Below are 25,336 nucleotides of genomic sequence, written 5' to 3'. Positions count from 1 at the left end.
GTCTAGCTGTATGAAAAATCGCTGTCTCCTATAAATTCTCGCAATATGGATTGTCCATGCACAAAACCGGCCGGAAGAGGTAAAAAGTTTCCTAAAAAGGTTAATAGTCTCGATGCTTCGTTGTATTCCTTTTGATTCGGCTTTACAGCCTTTAAAAGAGGTTCTGCATAAACCTTTAAGACTGAAAGCTCGTAGTCCAGGGCTGTGTTGAAGACTGCATCGGCGTTTCCTTGGAAGGGGAAAATATATTTTGATTCTCCGCTTCTTACATCGCCCCACATTCCTATTGTCCTTGCTGCAGGGCTGCCTCTAAATTGGGCATCCCGTACTATGCGTCTTATAAGTCTGTTGTCCGAAGTCGGAATGCGGTTATGGTCATCCAAATTAAGCTGGGTCAGGGCTGAAAGGTAGACCTTAAATTTTAATGACTCGTCTATCTTTGCCGTAAGTTTATCGTTTAGAGCATGTATTCCTTCAAGTATAAAGATGGTGTTTTGTTCGGGAGTGAACATCTTGCCTTCAGGACGGCGGCTGCTCACCTTAAAATCGTAGGAGGGCATTTCGACTGTTTCGCCCTTAAAAAGGCGGAGGAGTACATCGTTTAAAAGCTCAATGTCCAAGGCTTCAACGCATTCAAAGTCGGGCCGCCCGTCTTCTTTTTTCGGCGTTTTGGCTATGCCGAGGTAAAAATCATCAAGGCTTATAACCTTAGGCACATAACCAAGGACCTTAAGCTGCATTGAAAGTTTTTTGGCGGAGGTAGTCTTTCCTGAGCTGGATGGCCCTGCTATCAGGATTACCCGTGCTGTTTTTTTAGCCGTTACTTTTTTTGCTATTTCTGCGAGTTTATTGTTTTGGAGTATCTCGGTAATCTCGACATAATCTTTTATTTTTCTTGAAGTAATTAAATCGTTTAGCTGACCTACCGAGGAAACGCCTACCAGCTTTCCCCATTGTTTATACTCTTTATAAATTTCAAAAAGATGAGGTATGTCTTTAAATTCTGAAAGTTTTGTAGGACATGAGGTCCTCGGAAACCTGAGTAAAAAGCCGTTATCATAGGGCATTACATCAAAGACCTTAACCTCTCCTATTCTATCCATGAGGGGCTGAAAATAAAGGTCTTCATAGCTGCCTAAACGGTTTATTAAAATGCGGGGCTTGCTGGTATAGTTTAAAAGCCTATAGGTGTCAGGCTGATTTGAGTGTTCGAATTTCTCCAAAGCCTCTTCGTAGGAAAGCCAATGGGTATCGATAGGCATGTCTTGAGCTACCATCTCATCCATTTTTGCCTTGATAGCCTTAAAGTCTACCTTAGATGAATTTTTTCCTTCGAGGGTGTAATAATAACCGTAATCCAAACTGTGCCCCATTAAAAGCCTTAAGCCGGGATAGAGTTCCTTTGCAGCTGCTGCCAAAATAAGGCAGAGTGTCCTTCGGTAAAAATTTGAGCCCTCACGGTCCGTTAAGGTTACCGGCTCTATCTTGGATTGTACATCGATGGTTTTATTTAAGGGTAGTACTAAATTGTTGACCTTTATGCCTACTATAGGAGCAGGGGAGGCCGGAAAATATTGCACCAGCTCACGTGCCGACACAGGATGAACAAATTCTTTTTGAGTTCCGTCAGGAAAGGTTATTTTAAATGAAGCCATGAGACTCTCCTTTATATTAAATTGTACTATATCAATTATATCATATTTTTTATAAAAGTCCAGCTATTGACTGTTTTTTAAAAGATTGGTAATCTTACCCTTCTACATTCAATTTTTATAAGGATTTATTCTATGAAATTTATTAAAAATTTTACTCTTATTTTATGCTGTGCTTGTCTGTTTTTTATGTTTACGGCTTGTAAGGATAAAAAAGCTGAATCTGAGGCTTCTTCAGAAAAAACCTCGGCCGAGGCGGAAAAAATATCTGTAACCGAAAATGAAGTCGGTTATGCATTCGGGGTTATTATAGCACAAACCGTGAAGCAAGACGGTATAAAACTCAATCCTCAGCATATTTTAAAAGGTTATAATGAGGCGATGGCTAAGGACTTTAATGAAAAAGATATTCAAGATGCTCAGATGATTATAAACCAAGCCTTTCAAATAGCTCAGCTGGAAAAAGCTGCAAAGGCCCTTGAAGAGGCCAATGCCTTTTTGGAAAAAAACAAGGCTAAAGAGGGCGTTATAGTTACCGAATCAGGTTTACAGTATGAGGTGCTTTCAAAGGGTAAGGAAGATTTCTATCCTTCGGAAAATGACGAGGTTGAAGTAAACTACATCGGAAAACTTGTAGACGGAAAGGTTTTTGATGATTCATATAAAAGCGGATCAAGCGTAAAGATTCAATTATCGAGAGTTATTCCGGGTTGGAGAGAGGGATTAAAGCTGATGAGCCAGGATGCAAAGTTCAGACTTTATGTTCCGCCGGCATTGGCCTATGGAGAGCAGGGAATTGCCCAAGGCAATACGGTTATAATTCCCGGCAATGCAGTCTTGATTTTTGACATTGAGCTTGTAAAGATCGTACCGAAAAAATAGTAACCGGTAAAAGCAAAAAAAAGAGTTTTGCGTTTTAGGCAAAACTCTTTTTTTTGCGGTGTTAGTTTTTAGCTTTTTCTTCAAGCTTAGCCTTATTCCAAAATTCTTCCATTTTTTCAGAATTTTCAGGCAAAAGGTCAAAGCCGTTTTTTTTCATTTCGGATTCGACGAATCGAAAACGGGTTTCAAATTTTCTGTTTGCATGCATGAGGGCCATTTCGGGATCTATCTTTAAAAATCGGGCAGCGTTTACTGCAACAAAAAAGACATCTCCTATCTCGTCTTCCATAGCGGACTCTGAGCCCGATTTAACGGCTTCGGCAAATTCGGCCGTTTCTTCCTTTATTTTTTCGATGACGCCTCCGATTTCGTTCCACTCAAAGCCTGCCTTTGCAGCTTTTTTCGAAATCTTTAAGGCCCGAAGCATCGGCGGAAAATTTTTAGGAATGGAATCCAAAATCGATTCGGTTTTAGGTTTTTCGATTTTTTCCTTTATGTTTTCCCATTGGTTTAAAACCGATTCGGGAGTTGAAGCCTTTTTATCGCTTTCAGGGCCTTCATAGCCCTCGGTTTCTCCAAAAACATGGGGGTGCCTTCTTATCAGTTTTTCTGTAAGATTTTTCATAATATCGGCAGACGAAAAAAGCCCTTCTTGTTCGTACATATAAGAAATCATAAGTACGTTTAAAAGGATGTCTCCAAGTTCTTCTTTTACATGCTCGGCATCCTTACCGGAAGCCTTGTGTTCTTCTATTGCATCGGCGGCCTCATAGGCCTCTTCCAAAAGGGGTCGGCGCATACTCATCGGGGTTTGGGCTATATCCCATGGACAGCCTCCGGGGTCTCTTAATCTTTTAATTACATTAAAAAGAGCTTCAAAGCTCTCAATCAGTTGTGAATTTTCCATAATGAGGGTATTATAGCAAAAAGGTCCGATAATTGACAAGCTATCAGCCTTGTGCTAGACTATTAGTCATGATGGATTTTAGTAGAAAGCTGCCGATAGGCGTACAGAGTTTTAAGGTATTGCGTGATGATAATTATCTCTATGTAGATAAGACCGAATATATTTATAAATTAGCCTCTACAGGACGTGTTTATTTTTTAAGCCGCCCGAGAAGGTTCGGAAAAAGCCTTTTTCTTTCGACATTGGAAGCTTATTTTTTAGGAAAAAAAGAATTGTTTAAGGGCCTCGCAATCGAAAAACTTGAAGAAGCCGAAAAGGGAAAAAGAGAAATTTGGCAGGAGTATCCCGTTTTTTACTTGGACTTTAATGTCGGAAAATATGACAATATTGAAGCTTTGAATACCAATTTTAATGTGTTTTTGTCCGATTTGGAAGAAAAATATGGTACATCCAGAGCTGAGGATAATTTTGCAAAACGCTTTGAAGGTCTTTTAAAAAGAGCCTATGAAAAAACGGGAAAACAGGCGGTTGTACTGATCGACGAGTATGATAAGCCTCTTTTATACTCTATGGAAAATCAAAGTCTGAACGACGAGTACCGTGCCGTTCTAAAATCCTTTTACTCGGTTTTAAAAAGTTCCGACCAATATATACGTATGGCTTTTTTGATGGGGGTGACAAAATTCAGCAAGGTCAGCATATTCAGCGACTTAAACAACTTAAACGATATAAGTCTAACGCCTCAATTTTCAGGCATCTGCGGAATAACTCATACCGAATTATTAAAAACCTTCGAGCCCGAAATAAAAGCCCTGGCCCAAGCCAACGAATTAAGCTATGAGGCCTGTATCAAAACCTTACAGCAAAAATATGACGGCTATTGTTTTTCTCCCGATACTGAAAGAATGTATAATCCTTTCAGCTTACTTAATGTATTTTTCGGAAATCAATTTGAATATTATTGGTTTGCTACCGGAACGCCCACATTTTTGGTAAATTCTTTAAAGCGGAGCGATTATCACATTCCCAACCTTGACGGCAATGTGGAGATGACCTCGGCCGGTCTATCCGATTACAGGGCCGAAGCAGGTTCTGAAATCCCCGTATTGTTTCAGGCAGGTTATTTGACGATTAAGGGTTACGATAAGCTCTTGCAGCTTTACAGGCTCGGCTTTCCTAACGATGAAGTCAGATACGGTTTTTTATACAATCTTTTCCCCAATTATTGCAATGTAGTCTATGCGGAAGGACCTTTTTGCATAGCCCAATTTTATAGGGATATAATTGCGGGAAGGGTAGAAGAGTTTATGCAAAGGTTAAAGTCGATAATGGCAAGTCTCCCCTATGATACCGTAAAAAAAGAGAGCGGCGAAAGCCTTGTCTTGAGGGAGCATAATTTTCAGGTCTGCGTATACTTGGTCTTTGCCCTCTTGGGGCAGTTTATTGAGCTTGAAATACCTGTTGCTAACGGCAGAACCGATGCCGTCATAAAAACAGACAGTGCAATTTACATATTTGAGTTTAAACTAAAAGAAGGTGCCGAAGCCGCCTTAAAACAAATCAAAGAAAAAAACTATGCCGAAAGATTCAAGGCCGAAAACAAAAGAATAGTACTTATAGGCGTCAGCTTTGATCCGGAAGAAAAGACCGTCGGGGAGTGGTTAATAGAAGAGGGGGATCGATTTTGAAATAAGTTTAAGAAAAAGGCCTGCACTTAGGTGCAGGCCGCTTTTTTTGCCGGATAATTACTTAAAAATTATTTAAGCATTATGTCTACGGTAAAGTTATCTCCGATTAAGTCTGATTCTTGTACCGTGTAGTAAAACTCGGTACTTTCACTGTATTCCTGCTCAATACCGTTGATTTTCCAGCTTTTTATTTCTTCGGAACTGGATAAAAGGGCTTTAAATGACAGCCCGATACCGGCATAAACTCTTAGGCCCGAATTGATTTCATAGCTGTTGCCTTGGCTGTTCTGTAGGCATTTTATCTTGGCTGAATCAAAGTCCAAAGCTGCACTTTTTAAGCCTTCTTTAAGCTCGCAGCTTACCCTTATGGCACCGCCTAAGGCTTGTGAGATATATGCTTCTGTTACCGTAAAAGCGAACAGGTTGTTTTCTTGCCCATTCCAGCCTTGAGGCTCCTCGTTATTTATTTTCCAGCCTTTGACAGCGGAATAAGGCATACCCAGAGCTTTAAAGTCTAGAGATTCCCACTCATAAACAATAGTTGTTCCGGATTCTACATTAATGTCTGTTCCATTTCGGTTTACAGAACACCTTATGTTGTCATCAAAGTTTACCTTTGTCTGAGCCAGATCTTTTACTGTATAGCCTATAGTAATCTTACCGTTTACAAAGTGTTCAGGTTTTACGTTAAGCCAAAAACTGTTAGGATCATTGCCTCCCGAGTGGTTTTCTGTTACAACACCGTTTACCGTCCACTTATCGACAATTTGCCCTTGAGGAGGATTGGCATAAAAGTTAAGCTCGTCACCTTCTTGTACTTCTCCTCCGTTAGTTATTGGGGTGTCTGAGCCGAGTTGGTTCCATTTTTTACATGTCATGGGATTTTCCGTACCCCAGTGAACGGTTCCTTTTACTGCACCTTTTGCGGTATAAGCTATAGTAATCTTACCGTTTACAAAGTGCTCAGGTTTTACGGTAAGTCGAAATCTGTTAGGTCTGTTATCTGAGCCGCTTGATACTTCAAGGCCGTTTACCGTCCACTTATCTACTACTTTTCCTTGGGGAAGTTTGGCATAAAAGTTAAGCTGGTCACCTTCTTGTACTTCTCCGCCGTTGTTTATTTCAATCCAATTACCGTATTGGTTTCTTGTTTTACATGTCATGGGGCTTTCCGTACCCCAGTGAACGGTTCCTTTGGAAGGTGTTTTTTCGGTAAAGCTGAACTTGAGGGTTTTATTGCTGTCTGCATCCGCCCTGTTTACCTTATAGATAAGAGAGCCCATCATTATTTCGCCTGAGACCGGCTTACCGTTTACCAGACATTTATCTATAACCATGCCCGCCGATAAATTTGCTTCAATAACAATCTCTGTGCCTGCATCTACCTTTGAGCCTTTTGGGATGGATGTCCCATTTTTCATGATAAAAACCCTTTTTACTGAGCCGTCATAATCGATTGTAAGTTGTGTACCTGTTACACTAACAAACTTAAGTGTAAGTTTTATACTTTGTTTATCCTTTATTGTGAGTTCTGCTTTTAGCTTATCCGAAGAAACAGAGAGCTCCCCCCCGTGTGGGTGTGAACTGCCCCACATTTTAGGACAGTTTAAGCATATTTTTCGACCGGCGGCTGCCAGCCGAGATTCTTTTGAATACGCTCATTATTGTAATATTTTATAAAATTGTCAATCAGAGCTCTCACTTCTTGTTCTGTCGGAGTTCTGATTTTTATTAGCTCGTTATATCCGCTTTCTATTTTGAGAGTTCCGAAAAAATGTTCCATACAGGCATTATCCCAGCAGGTTGCCCTACGGCTCATACTTTGAATGATTTTCTTTTCCCTAAGGCGATTTGTATATGCTTTGGAAGTGTATACTGCGCCTTGATCGGAATGGAGAAGCGCTCCGGGTTCAAGGCATGGAAGTTTATCCAACATATCCATAACCAGTTTTTCATCATTATGAGTCGACATGTGGTATGCACTAATCTGATTTCTATATAAATCAAGCACAGGACTTAGATACAACCATCCTTTTGTGGTACGAAAATATGATACATCCGTACAGAGTTTTTTAAGCGGTTCTGCTGCATAGAATTGACGATTCAGAATATTCTCAGGTAGGTTTTGCTTGTTTTGCTTGCGCTGCTCGTAATAATGTTTAGGAAACTTTCTTCTTCTATTCTTCGCAAGAAGGCCATATGCTCGGCAAATACGCTCGATGCGCTTGTGATTCACAAGAACACCGAATTTTTGTCTTATAATATTCGCTTTCGCCTTGTTTCCTCGCCGTAATAGGACTTCCTTGGGCAGTTTCTTAAGCAAAGTTACGATTTGTGCATCCTTCTGTGCCTGACTGTCGTTCTTCCGGTTATAATAGAATGTTGACTTTGAAACTCCTGCAACTTTACACAATTTCCGTATCTTCGTGTGCGGTGCTATTGATAGGCAGTCCTCCATCGTTTTCAAAACGAGTTTTTTTTTACCTTGTTTTGCAAGTTCCGCTTCGATATTCTTTGCATAGGTTTCCCAAAAAAGAGCAGCCGTTTTATAATATTCAAGGTCGCACTCTTCGTTGTTAATTTTCTTTTTCCGAGTCATAGTTGTTATTTCATGCAGACGTGGATTTAGACACCAATCGCGTACGGTATCTCGAGAAAGCCCGTATGTTCTGGCGAGTCTTTTGTAGCCGCATGTTCCTCGTTCATATTTTCCTACAACTTGTAGTTTGAAGTCAATACTATACTTCTCTGTTTTACCCATCTGTACACCTCCTAAAGGTGTCCTAATTTATGGGGTCAGTTCATACAGCCGGATAATAATGTAATTAATTCAAGTTATCTTTTTACTTTAAACATTTATTCTACAATTAAATCGGTTTATATATTTACAACGCTTGAAGATTTTTTATTTGTTGTTTTTACATGCGTTTATTTTAACTTAAAAGCCCGTGCAAATTTATTTTGTACGGGCTTTTTGTGTTTTGATAGAATTAATTGCGTTGGAGGAGGGGGTATGACCTAGGTATTAAAAAATTGTATTGAAAAATAATTTTAAATATTTATTTAAATAATAAACAAGAACAATATTATTTAGTTTATATAATATTTTTTGTAGACAAATATGGAGGTTTTATATTTTGAAAGAAGTAATTGTAATTCCAGAAACAGAAGAATACATACGAGACCCTGTAAAATAAATTGTGTAAATGGCTGAAAAATGATATATTAGGAGAAATATTATGACAGCCAAAAGAAAGAACAAAGAAAAAGATGTAATCGATTTGATGCTTGACCAACTCGATTTTCATGGAATGACAAAAGAAGAACTTAACGGATGTGATGGAATCTTGAGACAGCTTACTAGTAGATTCTATGAGCGGGTATTGCAGGCAGAAATGGATGAACATCTTGGTTATCTTAAGCACGATAATGCAGGGGATAATTCGGGTAACAGCCGTAACGGCTATAGTGAGAAGACTGTAATTTTGGATGATAACAGTACTACCAATATACATGTACCGCGAGACAGAAACAGTACATTTGAGCCTGTTATTATACCAAAACATGAGAAACGCAGTCCCTTATTCAACGATCAGATCATTTCGATGTATTCATACGGTATGAGTTGCCGTGACATTCAGCGGCACTTACAGGAAGTGTATGGTGTAAATGTTTCAGCGGAGCTTATTTCGCATGTAACGGAATCAGTAATGATGGATGTCAGAGAATGGCAAAACCGTCCGCTAGATAAATCATACCCTATTTTATTTCTAGATGCTTTACGTGTTAATTGCCGTCAAGACGGAAAAAACGTCAATAAAGCCTTATATGTAGCTCTGGCAATCAATTGGGAAGGCAAAAAAGAAGTATTAGGGCTTTGGCTATCTAATACTGAGGGAGCAAAATTTTGGAGACGCAGTCTGCGAAAAGCGGACATGTACAATCACTTCCTTACAGTACAAGGCTGAAAGCCTTATGGGAGTTCTTACGGAAATAAAGAACCGAGGGACTGAAGATATTCTGATAGCCTGTATGGATGGACTTACCGGATTTCCTGAAGCGGTAAAGGCTGTATTTCCGGATACTCATATACAGCATTGCATAGTTCATATGGTTAGAAGCTCTACCAAATTTGTTTCTTACAAAGACCTTAAAGCTGTATGCAAAGACTTGAAAGAAGTATATTCAGCTATAAATGAAAAAAGCGGCGCTGAAGCTCTTGAAGATTTTGGAAAGAAATGGGATGACAAGTATCCAATGATTAAAGCAGCTTGGCAGAGGAATTGGAATGAGCTAAGTGAGTTTTTTAATTATCCTCCAAGAAATCCGAAAAGCTATTTACACGACGAATGCGATTGAATCGTTAAACTTCAGCTTAAGAAAAATCACTCGCAATAAATCAAGCTTTCCGGACGATGATTCGATATATAAAGTGATGTATCTTGCGATACGCAATGCGAGTAAAAGGTGGACGAGACTTATAAGGAATTGGCCTCTTGCCGTTAATCAATTTGCTATACTATTTGACAAAAGGGTTCCTTTTTGATAAATTAAAAGAAAGCATTTACACAGTTTTTTGGACAAGGCCCTCACACTCCCTCAAATTCCTTGGCGTCCTTCGCGCGCTTCGCGGTTAAATTAAAACAATCACCTACACAGTACAATCTTCTCACACCGTTTAATAAAACCGCAAGGAACGCAAAGACCGCAAAGGATTATAAAAGAATATCTTACGAAGACTCTTTCAAATTCTTTGCGTCCTTGGCGTGCTTCGCGGTTAAATTAAAAAATAAACCGCTGCTTTGGGCTGTTATAATTTGCAGCTCTGCCTCGGTCATTACTCTTTTTATAATTTCGGGGAAGAATAAAAAGACCTATACGGCTATTTTAGGAACCATAGGCGGCGTTATTATTGCGGGCCTTTTTGCCTTTGTTGCAGGAAAAATTTTAAGGCTTTCAGGCCTTGGAAACGAGGATGCTCAAATGCTGGCCTTTGTGCCTCAATACTGCAAGATAGATTATCAGGGCCTCTTATTTGCAGGTATTATGATAGGTTCCCTAGGGGCTGTTATGGATGTCGCCATGTCTATTTCTTCTTCAATGTGGGAAATAATTTCTGTAAGTCCTAAGATTTCGAATAAGCAGCTTGTAAAATCAGGAATGAATATAGGCAGGGATATTATAGGTTCTATGTCAAACACTCTGGTTCTTGCTTATGTCAGTACATCTATCCCCGTGCTCTTGCTCTTTATAATTTTTTCCAACGGCTTTACGGAAATTATAAACTTGGAACTCTTATCTGCCGAGATATTGCGGGCTGTTTCAGGGAGTATAGGTTTAATTTGCACGATTCCTATAACCGTAAACTTGGTAAATATTTTAGGAAGAATTAAAAAAAGGCTGTTCAAATTTTTTGAACAGCCTTATACTCGGGAATTCCAAGCGGTCTAATCTTTAAGGATTAACCTCATTTCCGTTTGAATCAAGGTAGTAAACAGGTATGGTTACAATCTTGTCTCTTTCATTTCTAAATTCCGTTTTAAAGCTTCTTGTTGTTATATCATAATAAAATGCTTTTGATGTTTTTTCGGCGGTTGAAGTCCAAAAGTTTTTATTTGCAAAAGGAATAATTTTTTCGGCCTCATCACGCGAGGGGAGCCAGCCTCCGACTGATCTGCAATAATGAGCTGCATTATTGGATACTGTGTGCGCGTGAGAACTAAATTCACCTGTTAGATATAAGGTATTAGCTTTTCCTTTTCCCATATCTGCAGCCATATTTTTATCGTTTAAAAATCTGCTTGCATCATTGGCCCACTGTATAGGTTTGGAAGGTGCTCCGATAGCTAAAAAGCGCCAAGAATCACCCTTTGTGTTAACCCAAACAATCGTTTTACCGTTTATTCGGCTTCCGACATCCAATGTCATCGGGGCCGGTTTCGGCGTATCCATGGTTGACTGGTCCAACAAAAAACATCCTTGTACCGAAAATATCAGTACGAGCACCATAAGTGAAAAAATAAGTCTTCTTTTCATGTTTCTCTCCTAAGTTAAGATTATATATTCAGTATAGCAGCTTTTAGCAAAAAAACAAAGTGTTTATGTTTTTTTTCCGACTTTTTGATAATACCTTCAATCTTCTACTCTTCCAGCACTCCCAGTTTTTCAAAGACAAAGAAGATAAAGCTTAAGATAACGGCAACGAGGGAGGCTAGTACCATTCCCTTAAATTCGATTTCGCCGAATTTTATGCTGAGGCCGCTTAAGCCTGTGGTAAAGACGACCGAGGTCAGGATGAGGTTTTTTGATTTTGAATAATCTACTTTTGAATCTACCAAAAGGCGGATGCCTGAGGCTCCTATCATTCCGTAGAGCAAGAAGGTTATGCCGCCTATGACATTCCCGGGCACGGTGCGGATCAGGGCTGCAAGGGGGCTTATAAAGGCCATGCAGATCGAAATTATTGCTGCTCCTGCAATTACATAGACGCTGTAAATACCTGTAACCGCCATAACGCCTATGTTTTCACCGTAGGTTGTGGTGGGAACTCCTCCGACAAGGCCTGAAAGGGCTGTCGAAAAGTTATCGGCAAAGATACTCCTGTGAAGGCCCGGATCTTTTAAAAGGTCTCTTCCTACTATGTTGGAGGTTACTACCTGATGGCTTATGTGCTCGCTTGTGATAACCAGCAAGACGGGAAGCATTGTAATGACGGCCATAAGGTCGAATTTGGGAAACTGGAAATGAGGAACCGTAAAAAGCCCGGCTTCTCGTATTATAGAAAAATCTACCATACCGAAAAAGATTGCGGCTATGTAGCCTGCAATGCTTGCAATTAAAATGGAAATTGTTGATAAAAAGCCCTTAAAAAGAACGGAGCCCAGAACGGCTGCCCCTATCGTGATAAAAAAGACTATTATGTCTCCCCGTGAGGCCGATTCCGTCATGATGTTTGCCCCGATGGTTCCTCCCCTTACTGTGAGTCCCGTGAGCTCAAAACCGATGAGGGAAACCACAGAGCCCATTGCTGCGGGCGGAAGGATTATGTTTATCCATGAGGTTCCGAACTTATAAATTATAAAAGCAATGAGACAGCCTAGAAGACCCGTTACTATAAAGGCCCCTTGGGCATATTGAAAGCCTATTGAAGAAATAATCAGGGTAGCAGGCCCTAAAAAGGCAAAGCTTGAGCCGAGGTAGGCCGGGGCTTTTCCCTTTGTTATAGCTATAAACAAGAGGGTGCCGACCCCGTTCATAAATAGAACTATGCCTGCGTCAATTCCGAAGATAATGGGAACCAAAACCGAGGCACCGAACATTGCAAATGTATGTTGAATACTTAAGGGTAAGAAAAGCCCCGCAGGAACTTTTTCGTCAACTTGATAAACTCTTTTATGTGACATATTAAATCTCCATCGGGGCTGTATGATAACTTTAATTGACGGTTAAGTCAATCGGGCAGGGTAAATGCCGAGTGATAAATGACAAGTACCAAATGTCGAATGACTATTTTTTGTTTATCTTTTCAAAAACCGTTATCAGGCCGTAGCCTGCAAGCATACAGAGGACCGCCGCCGGCCTCATCGAAGGATGCAGTCAGCCGTCCGGAACCAGATGCCTGATTGAGCCCGCAACGAGGCCTAAAATAAAGGCATAGGTTATCTTGGGGAACCTTTCCATCAAAAAGCCGATTAATCTTGCAGAGAGGATGATGCCTGCAAGGACTCCTAGGCCTACAGGAATCATTATAGGAATGTTAAGGTCGGTAAGGGCCTTAATCACCGTGTAATAAGCCCCCATTATCAAAAGGAGAAAAGAACCGGATATGCCGGGAATGACCATTGCGGCAGCTCCTGCAAAACCTGCAAGGAATAAGAACAAAAAACTGCCGAGGCTTAAGGTTTCTATTGCAGAGGCTGAATAAGCGGAGGCTCCCTTAAAAAAGTAAAGGGCAAGCATCAGGCTTAAACCGATAAAAAACCAAAGGATTTTAGAGGCCTTTGTAAAAGAACTCTCTTTTTCTTTTTCGCGTACAAGGTCAAAAATTATAAAGATGCTTCCTACAATTAAGCCTATAAAAAAGAAGTTTGTCTGTATGGGGAACTTTTTATAAACAAGTTTAAAAAATCGGGCAAAAAGGAGGATCCCTAGGCCCATACCTCCGAAAAGGCAGAGGTAGGTTTTAAAATTAGCCTTAATGGTCTTGACATTAAGGCTTGCTGCCCCTATAAGATCGGAATAAACCCCGAAGACGACGGCTATGGTTCCGCCTGAAACACCGGGTATAACATTTGCAATGCCGACGGCAATACCTGCAATTATTTTCTTTATATAGTTTAACATTGCTCAAATATACATAAATTTTACAATATAAACAAGATAGACACAATCCATCAAAATTTGCTATAATAAGCGAATGTTATATCATATTGCAGAATTGCTCGGCCCATATTTCGGGCCTATGAGACTTTTACAATCCTATGCCGTTTTAATTTCTTTAGGCTTGTTTTTAGGCTTTTTAATTACCGTCTTATTATTGCCTAAATTTTATTCCAAATTACCCAAAGACAGGGGGCGGGAGTTTACCGTAAACCCGGAAGCTGCTGTGGGAAAACCCACAGGAGGCGGAGTAGTTTTTATTTCTATCTTTGTAGTTTGCGTTTTTTTATTGATTAAACCGACTATTACTCAGATTCTCATATTGGGGATAACCTTTGCCGTTATGCTGACAGGCTTTTTGGATGATAAATCCGAAAAATCTTGGGGAGAATATTTAAAGGGCAGCTTGGATTTTATTTTATCGGCTGTAACAGCCCTTGTTATTTTTTATATCTATTTTGAGGGAAGAGTTTCCTTTTGGCTTCCCTTTACTTCCAGCCTTGTCGAAGTGCCTCCTATTGTGTTCTTTGCCGTTTCGATAATTATTTTATGGATTTCGATTAACACGACAAACTGTACCGACGGGGTGGACGGTCTTTCAGGAACTCTCATCCTCTTGGCCCTTGTTTCTCTGGGTATAGTTTTTTATTTTGTTTTGGGTCATATCAAGGTTGCGGCCTATCTTTTGGTTCCCAATATCAGCACAGGAGCAAAATGGGCTGTTATGATTTTTACCCTCTGTGGAGTGCTTACGGGCTATCTTTGGCACAATGCCTATCCTAGTAAGGTTCTCATGGGGGATGCAGGCTCGCGGGCTCTCGGCTTTTTTATCGGAGTTCTCGTAATTATTTCACGCAATCCCTTCATCCTTTTGATGACGAGCGGCGTTATCCTCATAAACGGAGGAACGGGTATTTTAAAGGTGGTTATGCTCCGCTTTTTTAAAATCCGTATTTTTAAAAACATCAGGTTTCCCCTCCATGACCACATGAAAAAGAATTTGCAATGGTCGCCGACTCAAGTTTTGATCCGCTTTGTAATTATTCAAATTTTAATTACTATTGTGATTTTAGGAATTCTATTTAAGATTAGATAGGCTTTTAAGATTTTTAGAAATTGAATTTTTGCCATGAGTTTTTTATCGAGGTTTGAACCTCTTATCGGTTCATCAAATTTAAAGAAGATAGAAAATACCCGTATTGCTGTTTTCGGCCTCGGCGGAGTAGGAAGCTATACTGCCGAGGCTCTTGCCCGAAGCGGTGTGGCCCGGAACGAGGTGTCTCAAAAGGGTGCCGCCCAAAATGGGGCAGGGGAACTCATCCTAATTGACGGCGACAAGATAGAGGAAAGCAATATCAACCGCCAGCTTTATGCCCTCTATTCTACCATAGGAAAATCTAAAACCGAAGTTGCAAGGGAGCGCATTGCCGATATAAGTCCCTCATGTAAGGTAACAGCAATCAATTCCTTTATTTTACCCGATACTTTTTATACTGTCTTAGGCGAAGATTTTTTTGATGGTTTAGACTTTATAGTCGATGCCGTGGACACGGTTGCTCTCAAAATTTTTCTTGCCGTTGAGGCCGAAAAAAATGAGGTTCCTCTTATTTCGGCAATGGGCTGCGGAAACCGCCTAAACTCCGATTTTGAATTTGCAGATATTTACAAGACAAGCGTCTGCCCTCTTTGTAAGGTAATGCGCACCGAGCTAAAAAAAAGGAATGTTAAGCACTTGAAGGTGCTTTATTCTAAAAGTGAATGTACAATAAAGCAAAACCCTCCGGCTTCGGCTGCATGGGTTCCCTCGATCGCAGGTCTTTTAATCGCCGGCGAGGTAGTTAAGCATCTATCTCGGCCAGAAGATTTTTCATGATAAATTTGCGGCGCTCCGGGGTGTTCTTGCCCATGTAGAATTCCAAGATTGAAGGAACTTTTTTTAGGGTTTGAACGGTTACGGGGAGGAGCTTTATATCGGCCCCGATAAATTGACCGAACTCCTTGGGGCTTATTTCTCCCAAACCCTTAAAGCGGGTAATTTCGGAAGATGAACCTAAGCGGCTTACAGCCTCATCCCTTTCCTTTTCGGAATAGCAATAAGATGTCTCTTTTTTGGTGCGCACCCTGAAAAGGGGCGTTTCCAAGATGTATACGCGGCCTGAGGTAACCAGCTCTTCAAAATAGCTTAAAAAGAAGGTTAAAAGCAGATTGCGGATGTGAAAGCCGTCGTTGTCGGCATCCGTTGCTATTACGATTTTAGAATAGCGCAAGCCCTCGATGTCGTTTTCGATGCCGAGTGCCATCATCATATTGTAAAGCTCGGCATTTTTGTATATCTGTGCCCGCTTTTTGCCGTACATGTTTTCGGGCTTTCCTCGAAGAGAAAAAATTGCCTGAGTTAAAACATCCCTGCTTGAAACCATGGCTCCTGTCGCGGAATCTCCCTCGGTGATAAAGATCATGGTGTCTTCACCGAATTTTCCGTCTCCCAAATGGAATTTGCAGTCCTTCAGTTTCGGAATCTTTATGGCAATTTTTTTTGCCGCGGCCTTTGCTTCTTTTTTTACGGTGTTTAGCTCGGTGCGGAGCTTTTCGTTGGCAATTATCTTGCTTTCAAGCTTTGCGGCCGAGTCCGCATTTTTTTGAAGCCATTCTACGACCGCCGACTTTGTATCGTTGACTATCCAGGAGCGCACCTCGGTGTTGCCGAGTTTGTTCTTTGTCTGGCTTTCGAATACCGGAGCTTGAATCTTTACCGAAACGGCAGCACAAGTTCCCTCTCTTACGTCCTCGCTCTTATAGCTTTTTCTAAAATATTCGTTGATGCCTTTGAGAAGCCCTTCTTTAAAGGCGGAAAGGTGGGTTCCTCCGTCGGAAGTGTATTGGCCGTTTACAAAGGAATAATAGGTTTCGCCGTAATTGTTTGTGTGCGAAAATGCAAACTCAAGCTGCTTTTCCTTGTAGCGGCAAACCTCATAGATGGTGTTTGTGCCGACATTGGATTCAAGCAAGTCCAAAAGGCCGTTTTCGGATTTAAAAAGCTTTCCGTTAAAACTTAAAACAAGGCCTGAGTTTAAATAAGCATAGTTCCAAATCCGTTTTTCGATAAAGTCCAAGTTAAATTTATACTCGCCGAAAATTTTTGTGTCGGGAACGAATTCGACAAGGGTTCCGTTTTTGATGCCGGGCTTTGCGTTCCCTTTTTTTTCGCTTACAAGATTACCTCTTTCAAAAATTGCTTCCGCGTATTTTCCGTCCCTTACGGCGACAACCCTAAAATGTTCCGAGAGGGCATTTACGGCCTTTGTTCCGACTCCGTTTAATCCGACGGAAAACTGAAAGACCTCATCGTTGTACTTTGCGCCCGTATTTATAACCGAAACACATTCTACCAATTTTCCCAAAGGAATGCCCCGCCCGAAGTCGCGGACGGTTATCTTGTTTCCGTCTTGCTGAATATCTATGCGGGAGCCGTTTCCCATTATAAACTCGTCTATGGAGTTGTCGATAACCTCTTTTACTAGAATGTAAATTCCGTCATCGGGATTTGAGCCGTCGCCTAAGCGGCCTATGTACATACCCGTTCTCAAACGGATGTGTTCAAGGGAGCTTAAGGTTTTTATTTTGGACTCATCGTAAACAGCCTTTTTTGTTGCCATTATTCTTCCTCCGAGACCGTTTCAGAGATCTTGCCCGAAAATTTTTCTTCAAGCCCGGCTGCGAAGTCTTTCAAGTCCGCTATTTTGGCTTGTGAGTTTTTGATGGCCGCTTCAGAATTGCTGATTTTCTTTTCGGCTTCCTTTATGGAGTTTTCACAATTCTTTATTGTGCGGTTAAGATTTTGGATATGATTTTCTTCCGCCTTAATTTTTTGCATTACTTCACAAAATTCTATATTGTATTTTACCTTGCTTATCTCTTTGCGGTATTTACCGGCTTTTTTTAGATAGTCTGCATATTTTCCAAGAGCTTCATCCGAAGGATTTTCTCCTAAAGCCGAATCTCCTTCTACAGAGTAAAAATTTTCCGTGTATTTTAGACCTGCAGATTCCGAAATAAGGTCTATTTTTTCATCTATTTCTTTTATCCTGTTTGTAAAATTATCAATGCGTTTTTTTGAATTTTTATCTGCTCCAGCATCGGCTAATTTTTGAGTAACAAAGCCGGCCTCCTCATCTATCATTTTAAGGCGGTTTTCGGAGTCGCTTAAATCGGTGCCTAATTTTAAAATTTCTTCGTAGCTTTTTTTAAGTTCGGGTAAAAGCTTATCTTCATCATAGAGGGCTTTTACCTCTTGAGAATTTTCAATGTTTATATCCGATTTTGTTAAAATATTTTTAATCTTTTTTTCGGAATTTTTTATCTTTAATTCGTGGGAGGAAATCTTGCCCGAGAGGCCGAGCTTGACAAAAAAGTTTGCTTCATTTTTTTCCGCCTTTAAGGTTTCAATTCTTTCTTGGGCTTCCTGTATTTTTGCTTCCTCTGTGCGTATTTCGGCAGATAGAGGATCAAAAAGATTTACGCACTGTGGAAAAAAGTCCTTGTATATTTTGAGTAAAAAATCTCCCTTTAGTTTTTCGGTTTCTTTTTTTGTATCCGAGAGTCTGTCTTTTATCTGTTTTTTAAAACTGTCCAGTTCCGAAAGGCGGGTATTATTATTTTTTATATCCAAAACACTTTCAGTACAAAACTTTCTTTCATCGTGCAGCCTTTGCCATTGAAGAAAATTTTCCAGGGAAACACCGTTTGCTTCTGTAGCCGGATCGGCCGTATCTTTGATAAGTTTGTTTCCAAGCTGTTTATAAGCTTCCGTCAATTTTGACTCAAGGTCTTTTAATTCTTTTAAAAGAACAGGGATTGTTTTATTGCTATTATTCATAGCTTCCATTTTACCCTTTTATTTGTTTCTTGACAATAGCTGTTCTCGGATGTTGACTTTTTTCTCTTCATTTTTTAAAATAGGAAAGGCTGTTAATATGAGGTTATGATAAACAGTTCAGTTTTATAGGGGTATTTAAATGAAAAAAATCAAAATAGAAATTTGTGCAGGCTCTTTTGAAGATGCCGTGATGGCTGAAAAGGCCGGAGCTTCAAGGATTGAGCTTAATTCTTCTCTTTTTTTGGGAGGCTTAACTCCGTCTCTCGGTACTTTAAAATTGGTAAAAAAAGAAACAAGTTTGGATGTTATGGTTATGGTAAGACCCAGAGCTGCCGGCTTTTTTTACTCTTCTTATGAATATAAAACGATGATTGAAGATGCAAAGCTTTTTATAGATAACGGAGCCGACGGTCTTGTTTTCGGCTTTTTAAAAAAGGACGGAACCATCGATTCAAAGAGGTGTGAAGCTCTTATAAAGATTGCAGGAAGCAGGGACAAGGTTTTTCATAGGGCTATAGATGTAGTTCCCGATCCCCTAAAGGCTTTAGATGAGCTTATTTCTTTAGGTTTTACAAGAGTTTTAACGAGCGGGCAAGAGCCGACAGCCTATGAGGGTGCCGATTTGATTGCCAAAATGATAAAAAGAGCTAAGGGCCGAATCGAAATTTTGCCCGGCGGCGGCATTACCGAAAAAAACGCTTCAAAAATAATCAAGCTCACAGGTGCGGATCAAATTCACTTTGCTGCTCTTAAGAGGAGGGAAGAACCTTCTACCAAGGCAAACCCTGCAATCTATTACGGAGGAGCCCTCTATCCGCCTGAGGACAGCATCGAAGTTGCCGGCCTCGACGAGATGATAAGGGTAAGGGAAAATTTGAAGTAAAAAATAAAAGTTTTTTTAAATTTTACCATTTATTCAACCTAGAACCCTATAATTAAATGAAAGCAGGTAAGAAGATAATACCTGCAATGAAATATAGGAGTCAGTATGAATAATGAAAAAACTATTTTAAACCCCAAGACCGATTGGGTATTTAAGCTGATGTTTTCCAAAGGCGAAGAAGGCAACAAGGCTTTGATAAGCTTTTTAAATGCCTTTTTGGAAGATTCTTACGGTAAAATCACAAAGGCCGAAATCCTAAACACCGAGCTCATTAGAGATAGACCGTCGGGTGAAACCTACCGCCTTGATTTTTTAATTAAAACCGACACAGGCCTTCTTGTAGACCTTGAAATGCAGCAATTTTGGAAAACCAACTATCCAAGGCGGAGTCAAATGTATCTTATGCGGCTGGCTTCGCGCTTTTTAAAGACAGAGCCTAAGGAAGACGATTTTTTGTACGCCATAAGCCTTTCGGTTTTCGGCTGCGATGTTCCCAAAAACGCAGAGCTTGTAAGGATGTCTGAAGGCTCTGTAATTCAATATCTTTATGTTGAATTAAACGAGCTAATAGTTTATACTATGAAAAGAAGCTTGAAGAGTATAATCTAAAAGATTTTTGGATAAGGTTTTTAGCCAACTATGAAGAAGATAAAAAAAGCGGGATGTTGGAAGAATTATGCAGATTAGAGGAGGGTATAAGAATGGCAGAAGCGACACTCTTTAGGGTAACGGATGAAGAGAGGCGAATGGCAATAGAACTCTCTAACGAAAAATATGAGATGTATGTAGAATGTGAACGTAATGAGGCTAGGCGGCTGGGTTTAGAGGAAGGCCGAGCTGAAGGTTCATATCAAGCAAAGTTGGAAACAGCAGCATCTTTTAAACGGCTTGGAATCGATATCGATAAAATAGTTGAGGGAACCGGCTTAAGCCGCGAAAAAATAGAAAGTCTTTAGCTCTAAGGTTTTTATCTCAAACTCTTGCCCCACTTGAAGCTCTATATGGCTTTGTGATACAATAACCCCACTATACTTTAGGAGCAAGAGTATGAGATGGAAAAATAAAAAAATCCCTGAGGGAGAGTTTATGGAGATGAGAGAAGAAATTCTCCAAACATGGCCCACGGGAAAGGATGTTGACTTAAAAGAGTCTATCGATTATCTAAAGAAGATCCCGCCTGAAAAAAACTTTGCAATTAAACTTGAACAAGCCGATAAAGAAGGCATTACTACGGCACAGCCTCGTGCCGGTGTTCCTCTTTTGGATGAACACATCAATCTATTAAAGTTTTTACAGGATGAGGGCGGTGCCGACTTTTTACCGAGTACCATTGACGCTTATACGCGCCAAAATAGATATGAAGAGGGTGAGGCCGGTATTGAGGCTTCAAAGAGGGCCGGCCGCTCTTTAATGAACGGTTTTCCTGCCGTAAACTGGGGTGTAGGTCCCTGCCGCCAAGTTTTGGAAGCCGTAAACCTTCCCTTGCAGGCAAGACACGGAACCCCCGATGCCCGTCTCCTTTCAGAGATTATCCATGCCGGAGGATACACCTCCAATGAAGGCGGAGGAATAAGCTACAACGTTCCCTATGCAAAGGCCGTTTCAATCGAACATAGTATAATGTGCTGGCAATATGCCGACCGCCTGGTAGGCTTTTATGAAGAAAACGGAGTTCACCTAAATAGAGAACCCTTCGGTCCTCTTACAGGAACCCTCGTGCCTCCCTCGGTTGCTATTGCAGTAGGCGTTATCGAAGCCTTGCTTGCAGCAGAGCAGGGTGTCAAAAGCATCACTGTAGGCTACGGTATGTGCGGAAACATGACACAGGACGTTGCTGCCGTAATTTCCTTGAGAGAAATCACCAAGGACTATATGAAAAAATTCGGCTACAAGGATACGTGCATCACTACCGTTTTCCACCAATGGATGGGAGGCTTTCCCGCAGATGAGTCCAGGGCCTACGGTCTTATTTCTTTGGGAAGTACAACCGCTGCTCTTTCCGGAGCTACAAAGGTAATCGTTAAAACCCCGCATGAGGCCTTCGGTATTCCTACCAAGGAAGCCAATGCAGGAGGCATCAAGGCTACTAAGATGGTTTTGAACCTTTTGAAGGGACAACGCTATCCCGATTCAAAAATTCTCGCCCAAGAAATTGAGCTTATCAAGGCAGAAACAAAGTGTATTATGGACAGGGTCTATGAGATAGGACATGGAGATCTGGTTGAAGGCACTATCAAGGCCTTTGAAGCCGGTGTAATCGATATTCCCTTTGCCCCTTCCCAGTACAATGCCGGAAAGGTAATGCCTGCCCGCGACAATGACGGATGCATCCGCTACCTGATGCCGGGAAACCTCCCCTTTACAAAGGATATTCTCGACTTTAACAGGGAAAAACTTGAAGAGAGGGCCAAGGCCGATAAGAGGGAAGTTGACTTCCAGATGTCGGTTGATGACGTTTATGCCGTAAGTTCCGGCGTTTTGGTCGGAAGACCGGCTAAACACTAAAATTATAGTAGGATTATATAGGAGTTTCGATAAACAGTTCGGCACATCTGCCTCACTGTTTATCTGACCGAGTTTTGTGCTCATGCACAAAACGTCGCATTATTGTATGCGGTTTGTAGACAAACCGCTTTGAAAAAACTTTTTTCGGAAGCTGAGGCTTCCTGCAAAAAGTTTTTATAGGAGTATAAAGATGAAAATTGTTGATGTTGTTTGCGCAGAAGGAAAAACAGGATTCTATTTTGATGACCAAAAGGCTATCAAGATGGGCGCAGGTCATGACGGATTTTTCTATACCGGAAAACCCGTAACAGAGGGCTTTACCTCAATCAGACAGGCAGGTGAAGCTATTTCCGTTATGTTCGTTCTTGAAGACGGTCAGGTAGCCTACGGCGACTGTGCTGCCGTACAGTATTCCGGAGCAGGCGGACGCGATCCCCTCTTTTTGGCAAAGGACTTTATTCCCGTAATCGAAAAGGACATAAAGCCCCTCTTTGTAGGAAAAGAAATTACAAACTTTAGAGAAATGGCCAAAACCTTTGAAGAACATAAAGTAAACGGAAAGAGAATGCACACGGCTCTCCGCTACGGTATTTCTCAAGCCATCCTTGATGCAGTTGCAAAGGCCCGCCACATAACAATGGCCGAGGTTGTTGTAGACGAATACAAGACCGGCTGCAAAATAAAGAGAATCCCGATCTTCACCCAGTCGGGCGATGACCGCTACTTAAATGCCGATAAGATGATTATCAAGCAGGCTGAAGTTCTCCCCCACGGTCTATTTAACAATGTTGAAGAAAAAACCGGTAAAAACGGTGAAAAACTTTTGGAATATGTTAAGTGGCTCAAAAACAGAGTTGAAACCATGAGAACCTGCAAGAACTACAATCCTATCTTCCACATTGATGTATACGGCACAATCGGAGACTTTACAAATAACGATGTTCCCAAGATGACTGCCTATCTTAAAACCTTGGAAGAAGCTGCCGCTCCTTTTAAACTTAGAATTGAAGGCCCCATGGATATGGGCGACAGAGAAAAGCAGATGCAGGTGCTTGCAGCTCTTACAAAGAGCCTTGACGATAACGGCGTAAAGGTAGAGCTTGTTGCCGATGAATGGTGCAACACCCTCGAAGACATTCAGTACTTTGCAGATAACCGCGCAGGCCACATGATTCAGATTAAGACCCCAGACCTCGGAGGAATTAACAACACAATCGAAGCCATCCTTTACTGCAAGGAAAAGGGAGTCGGAGCCTACTGCGGAGGTACATGTAACGAAACCAACCGCTCGGCCGAAGTTATCGTAAACTGCTCTGTTGCAGCCGGTGCTGCCCAGCAGCTTGCAAAACCCGGTATGGGTGTTGACGAAGGCTACATGATCATCAATAACGAGATGAATAGGATCGTTGCCTTAGCCAATAGGAAATAAGTTGTTTAGGAGTTTCGATAAACAGTTCGGCACAAATAGTGCCTCTCTGTTTATCTTCGAGTTTGTCTTTCAGACAAACGTCGTGGTTATTTTATGCGGTTTGTAAACAAACCGCGTGAAAAAACTTTTTTCAGGAAGCTGAGGCTTCCTTCAAAAACTTTTTTTAAGGAGTAGTTATGAAAAAGTTTAAGAAAATTTTCTTTGTGTTGACCATGATTTTGGCAGCCGGCACCATGGCTTTTGCAGGAGGAGCAAAAGAAGCAAGCCTTCCCTCGATTGATTTAACGATGGACAGGGCCGGTGCTTCCATTACCTTACCTGCAAAGGTTGAAAAAATCGTTTCGATGGCTCCGTCTACCACCGAAATCCTTATCGATTTGGGTGTAGCAGGTAAGATCATTGCAGCCGATACCAACACTCAAAAGGACGGACTTTTAAAGCAGGATATTCCATACTTTGATATGATGAAGCCCGATGCCGAAAAACTTATCGCCCTAAAACCGGATGTAGTTTTTATTTCGGGTATGTCGAATGCAAAGGGAAACACTCCTTTTTCTCCCTTAACAGATGCGGGTATCTGCGTTATAAACATTCCTTCCGCTTCAAGTATTGAAGCCATCTATCTTGATATTGCATACATAGCTGCCGTCGTAAAACAAGATAAAAACGGAGCAAAAATTATTGCAAACATGAAAAAGGAAATCGAAGCTGTCCGAAAGAAGGGCGCTTCTATTGGCCAAGATAAAAAGAAAAAGGTTTATTTTGAAATAGGAGCTGCTCCTTACATGTACAGCTTGGGAACCGGCACCTTTATCCATGAGATGATCGAAATTATCGGGGCCCAAAATATCCTTGCCGATCAAAAAAGCTGGGTAGCTGTTTCGGATGAGATGGTTTTGGCAAAGAATCCTGATGTCATTTTAACAAATGTAAACTATATTCGTAACCCCATTGATGAAATAATGGCCAGATCAGGCTGGGCTTCTCTTAAAGCCGTAAAGGGTAAACAGGTTTTTGCTGTTGACAATAATTCTTCTTCAAGACCTAACCACAACATTATCAAGGCCTTAAAGGAAATGGCTAAGGCCGTCTATCCCGAAATCTATAAATAATGAAACTTCAATTCAAGCTTGCAGGCTCAATCGCAGCCTGCATCCTTGTACTCATCTTGGGTGTCGGAGTCGGCTCGGTCTTTGTTCCGCCCCAAGATATCGTTAAAATCATCCTTTCAAAAATAGCTCAAAAAGAAATTTTAAGTATTCAAGAAACCTTTGTTGCGATTGTCTGGAATGTAAGGCTGCCCAGAGTTTTAGTTGCTTTTTTGGCAGGAGGAGCATTGGCTGTAAGCGGGGCAGTCATGCAAAGCATTTTAAAGAACGCCTTGGCTTCTTCTTACACCATGGGCGTTTCATCCGGTTCCTCCCTCGGAGCGGCTCTGGTAATTTTGACCGGGCTTACTCTCCCTCTGATGCCCGCTTTTACTCTTCCGCTTGCAGGAACTATTGCAGGCCTCCTTACAGTCTACACTTCGGTTAAATTTGCAGCCTTAGTTGATAGAAATTTTGAAAACTCGACGATTATCTTAGCCGGTATAGTTTTTTCTCTTTTTATAAACGGAATTATAACCGTCATAATCGCCCTTAACAGGGACGGAATGGCACGGCTCATATTTTGGCAGATGGGGAGCTTTGCAAGCCAGAACATAAAAAATTTTAATGTACTTCTGCCTATCTGTGCGGGCGGCACCTTGATTCTTACCTTTCTTTCGCACGAGATGGATCTGCTTACCTTCGGAGAGGAACAGGCTAGAACCATGGGAGTCAATACAAAAAAAATTAAATGGAGTCTTTTGTTTTTGGTTTCCGCCCTTACAGGGGCCGTAATTTCCTTTGTTGGCATAATCGGTTTTATAGATTTAATAGCTCCCCATCTTGTGCGCAAATTATTCGGAGCAAGGCATAAGATAGTTATACCTATGTCCTTTTGTATAGGAGGCACAGGAATGGTGCTCTGCGATATGATTGCAAGAACGATTTTGTCGCCCCAAGAGCTTCCGGTCGGAGCAATTACCGCCCTCGCAGGTGCTCCGTTTTTTTGCTATGTCTACTTTAAAGGCCGGAGGAGGGCTTAACTCT

The 25,336-nt window shown here is 41.1% G+C and carries 19 protein-coding genes and 2 pseudogenes; 12 read left to right on the top strand and 9 right to left on the bottom strand.

Features of this window, described 5'->3' with window-relative positions:
- Window positions 1-2: 2 nt before the first annotated feature.
- A complete protein-coding gene (locus tag E4O04_RS11620) occupies window positions 3-1,655 on the bottom strand; it encodes a nucleoside kinase (protein ID WP_253687078.1) in 1,653 nt (550 codons plus the stop codon).
- A gap of 132 nt (window positions 1,656-1,787) precedes the next feature.
- Here E4O04_RS11620 and E4O04_RS11615 point away from each other — a divergent pair, with 132 nt between their 5' ends.
- Window positions 1,788-2,534: an FKBP-type peptidyl-prolyl cis-trans isomerase gene (locus E4O04_RS11615; protein WP_253708156.1), complete on the top strand. Its 747-nt coding sequence runs from the start codon at window positions 1,788-1,790 to the stop codon at window positions 2,532-2,534.
- Between the two features lie 61 nt (window positions 2,535-2,595).
- Here the strand turns inward: E4O04_RS11615 and mazG are convergent, their stop codons facing one another.
- Complete coding sequence (mazG, locus tag E4O04_RS11610; RefSeq protein WP_253687081.1) at window positions 2,596-3,441, bottom strand: nucleoside triphosphate pyrophosphohydrolase; 846 nt, start codon at window positions 3,439-3,441, stop codon at window positions 2,596-2,598.
- A gap of 71 nt (window positions 3,442-3,512) precedes the next feature.
- On the opposite strand from mazG, the gene E4O04_RS11605 reads away from it, so the two are divergent.
- Window positions 3,513-5,129, top strand: coding sequence for an ATP-binding protein (locus E4O04_RS11605; RefSeq protein WP_253710854.1), 1,617 nt, complete (start codon window positions 3,513-3,515; stop codon window positions 5,127-5,129).
- A gap of 68 nt (window positions 5,130-5,197) precedes the next feature.
- Here E4O04_RS11605 and E4O04_RS11600 read toward each other — a convergent pair whose 3' ends face one another.
- Together E4O04_RS11600 and E4O04_RS11595 are read right to left on the bottom strand one after the other, a co-directional pair.
- Window positions 5,198-6,724: a hypothetical protein gene (locus E4O04_RS11600; protein WP_253708153.1), complete on the bottom strand. Its 1,527-nt coding sequence runs from the start codon at window positions 6,722-6,724 to the stop codon at window positions 5,198-5,200.
- Between the two features lie 11 nt (window positions 6,725-6,735).
- Window positions 6,736-7,890, bottom strand: coding sequence for an IS3 family transposase (locus E4O04_RS11595; protein ID WP_253708151.1), 1,155 nt, complete (start codon window positions 7,888-7,890; stop codon window positions 6,736-6,738).
- Window positions 7,891-8,413: 523 nt separating this feature from the next.
- Here E4O04_RS11595 and E4O04_RS11590 point away from each other — a divergent pair.
- Window positions 8,414-9,675: pseudogene (locus E4O04_RS11590) on the top strand (transposase).
- A gap of 215 nt (window positions 9,676-9,890) precedes the next feature.
- A complete protein-coding gene (locus E4O04_RS11585) occupies window positions 9,891-10,580 on the top strand; it encodes a YibE/F family protein (protein ID WP_256488817.1) in 690 nt (229 codons plus the stop codon).
- Window positions 10,581-10,583: 3 nt separating this feature from the next.
- Here the strand turns inward: E4O04_RS11585 and E4O04_RS11580 are convergent, their stop codons facing one another.
- From E4O04_RS11580 to E4O04_RS11570, 3 genes are all read right to left on the bottom strand, one after another.
- Window positions 10,584-11,165: a hypothetical protein gene (locus tag E4O04_RS11580; protein ID WP_253687088.1), complete on the bottom strand. Its 582-nt coding sequence runs from the start codon at window positions 11,163-11,165 to the stop codon at window positions 10,584-10,586.
- Window positions 11,166-11,269: 104 nt separating this feature from the next.
- A complete protein-coding gene (gene uraA / locus E4O04_RS11575; RefSeq protein ID WP_253687090.1) occupies window positions 11,270-12,532 on the bottom strand; it encodes a uracil permease in 1,263 nt (420 codons plus the stop codon).
- 193 nt (window positions 12,533-12,725) lie between these two features.
- Window positions 12,726-13,472 (bottom strand): DUF368 domain-containing protein, encoded by a 747-nt coding sequence (locus tag E4O04_RS11570; RefSeq protein ID WP_253708148.1) that lies wholly within the window; start codon window positions 13,470-13,472, stop codon window positions 12,726-12,728.
- Window positions 13,473-13,545: 73 nt separating this feature from the next.
- Here E4O04_RS11570 and E4O04_RS11565 point away from each other — a divergent pair, with 73 nt between their 5' ends.
- Window positions 13,546-14,604: a phospho-N-acetylmuramoyl-pentapeptide-transferase gene (locus tag E4O04_RS11565; RefSeq protein ID WP_253687094.1), complete on the top strand. Its 1,059-nt coding sequence runs from the start codon at window positions 13,546-13,548 to the stop codon at window positions 14,602-14,604.
- A 33-nt stretch (window positions 14,605-14,637) separates the two neighbouring features.
- Window positions 14,638-15,381: a tRNA threonylcarbamoyladenosine dehydratase gene (locus E4O04_RS11560; protein ID WP_253687095.1), complete on the top strand. Its 744-nt coding sequence runs from the start codon at window positions 14,638-14,640 to the stop codon at window positions 15,379-15,381.
- Here the strand turns inward: E4O04_RS11560 and E4O04_RS11555 are convergent.
- Window positions 15,347-17,164 (bottom strand): DNA topoisomerase IV subunit B, encoded by a 1,818-nt coding sequence (locus E4O04_RS11555; protein ID WP_253687097.1) that lies wholly within the window; start codon window positions 17,162-17,164, stop codon window positions 15,347-15,349. The genes E4O04_RS11560 and E4O04_RS11555 overlap by 35 nt on opposite strands.
- A complete protein-coding gene (locus E4O04_RS11550) occupies window positions 17,164-18,384 on the bottom strand; it encodes a hypothetical protein (protein WP_253708146.1) in 1,221 nt (406 codons plus the stop codon). The genes E4O04_RS11555 and E4O04_RS11550 overlap by 1 nt, the downstream gene beginning before the upstream one ends.
- A 139-nt stretch (window positions 18,385-18,523) precedes the next feature.
- Here E4O04_RS11550 and E4O04_RS11545 point away from each other — a divergent pair, with 139 nt between their 5' ends.
- The 6 genes and pseudogenes from E4O04_RS11545 (at window position 18,524) to E4O04_RS11520 (ending at window position 25,332) form a co-directional block, all read left to right on the top strand.
- Entirely contained in the window at window positions 18,524-19,267 is a 744-nt protein-coding gene (locus E4O04_RS11545) for a copper homeostasis protein CutC (protein ID WP_253708144.1), read from the top strand.
- 105 nt (window positions 19,268-19,372) lie between these two features.
- Window positions 19,373-20,223, top strand: a pseudogene (locus E4O04_RS11540) (PD-(D/E)XK nuclease family transposase).
- A 91-nt stretch (window positions 20,224-20,314) separates the two neighbouring features.
- Window positions 20,315-21,772 (top strand): methylaspartate mutase subunit E, encoded by a 1,458-nt coding sequence (locus E4O04_RS11535; RefSeq protein ID WP_253687105.1) that lies wholly within the window; start codon window positions 20,315-20,317, stop codon window positions 21,770-21,772.
- A gap of 190 nt (window positions 21,773-21,962) precedes the next feature.
- The gene (locus E4O04_RS11530; protein ID WP_253687106.1) at window positions 21,963-23,201 is read left to right on the top strand and encodes a methylaspartate ammonia-lyase; all 1,239 of its coding nucleotides are present in this window, start codon (window positions 21,963-21,965) and stop codon (window positions 23,199-23,201) included.
- A 176-nt stretch (window positions 23,202-23,377) separates the two neighbouring features.
- Window positions 23,378-24,313 carry an ABC transporter substrate-binding protein gene (locus E4O04_RS11525; protein WP_253708141.1) on the top strand — a complete coding sequence of 312 codons (936 nt, stop codon included), beginning with the start codon at window positions 23,378-23,380 and terminating at the stop codon, window positions 24,311-24,313.
- On the top strand, window positions 24,313-25,332 hold the full coding sequence (locus tag E4O04_RS11520; protein ID WP_253708139.1) for a FecCD family ABC transporter permease: 1,020 nt from the start codon (window positions 24,313-24,315) through the stop codon (window positions 25,330-25,332). Before E4O04_RS11525 ends, E4O04_RS11520 begins: the two co-directional genes overlap by 1 nt.
- The last annotated feature ends 4 nt before the right edge of the window (window positions 25,333-25,336 follow it).

It is taken from the genome of Treponema sp. OMZ 799 (assembly GCF_024181365.1).
Classification (GTDB): Bacteria; Spirochaetota; Spirochaetia; order Treponematales; family Treponemataceae; genus Treponema_B.
Note: the sequence above shows the minus strand (reverse complement) of the source record. Positions and strands in the feature narration are given on the sequence as shown.

Coding starts and splice junctions, on each gene's coding strand:
- E4O04_RS11530 (WP_253687106.1), top strand. CDS start 21,963: ATGAAAATTGTTGATGTTGTTTGCGCAGAAGGAAAAACAGGATTCTAT.
- E4O04_RS11605 (WP_253710854.1), top strand. CDS start 3,513: ATGGATTTTAGTAGAAAGCTGCCGATAGGCGTACAGAGTTTTAAGGTA.
- E4O04_RS11615 (WP_253708156.1), top strand. CDS start 1,788: ATGAAATTTATTAAAAATTTTACTCTTATTTTATGCTGTGCTTGTCTG.
- mazG (WP_253687081.1), bottom strand. CDS start 3,441: ATGGAAAATTCACAACTGATTGAGAGCTTTGAAGCTCTTTTTAATGTA.
- E4O04_RS11595 (WP_253708151.1), bottom strand. CDS start 7,890: ATGGGTAAAACAGAGAAGTATAGTATTGACTTCAAACTACAAGTTGTA.
- E4O04_RS11580 (WP_253687088.1), bottom strand. CDS start 11,165: ATGAAAAGAAGACTTATTTTTTCACTTATGGTGCTCGTACTGATATTT.
- E4O04_RS11560 (WP_253687095.1), top strand. CDS start 14,638: ATGAGTTTTTTATCGAGGTTTGAACCTCTTATCGGTTCATCAAATTTA.
- E4O04_RS11565 (WP_253687094.1), top strand. CDS start 13,546: ATGTTATATCATATTGCAGAATTGCTCGGCCCATATTTCGGGCCTATG.
- E4O04_RS11520 (WP_253708139.1), top strand. CDS start 24,313: ATGAAACTTCAATTCAAGCTTGCAGGCTCAATCGCAGCCTGCATCCTT.
- E4O04_RS11550 (WP_253708146.1), bottom strand. CDS start 18,384: ATGAATAATAGCAATAAAACAATCCCTGTTCTTTTAAAAGAATTAAAA.
- E4O04_RS11525 (WP_253708141.1), top strand. CDS start 23,378: ATGAAAAAGTTTAAGAAAATTTTCTTTGTGTTGACCATGATTTTGGCA.
- E4O04_RS11555 (WP_253687097.1), bottom strand. CDS start 17,164: ATGGCAACAAAAAAGGCTGTTTACGATGAGTCCAAAATAAAAACCTTA.
- uraA (WP_253687090.1), bottom strand. CDS start 12,532: ATGTCACATAAAAGAGTTTATCAAGTTGACGAAAAAGTTCCTGCGGGG.
- E4O04_RS11570 (WP_253708148.1), bottom strand. CDS start 13,472: ATGTTAAACTATATAAAGAAAATAATTGCAGGTATTGCCGTCGGCATT.
- E4O04_RS11545 (WP_253708144.1), top strand. CDS start 18,524: ATGAAAAAAATCAAAATAGAAATTTGTGCAGGCTCTTTTGAAGATGCC.
- E4O04_RS11600 (WP_253708153.1), bottom strand. CDS start 6,724: ATGTGGGGCAGTTCACACCCACACGGGGGGGAGCTCTCTGTTTCTTCG.
- E4O04_RS11535 (WP_253687105.1), top strand. CDS start 20,315: ATGAGATGGAAAAATAAAAAAATCCCTGAGGGAGAGTTTATGGAGATG.
- E4O04_RS11620 (WP_253687078.1), bottom strand. CDS start 1,655: ATGGCTTCATTTAAAATAACCTTTCCTGACGGAACTCAAAAAGAATTT.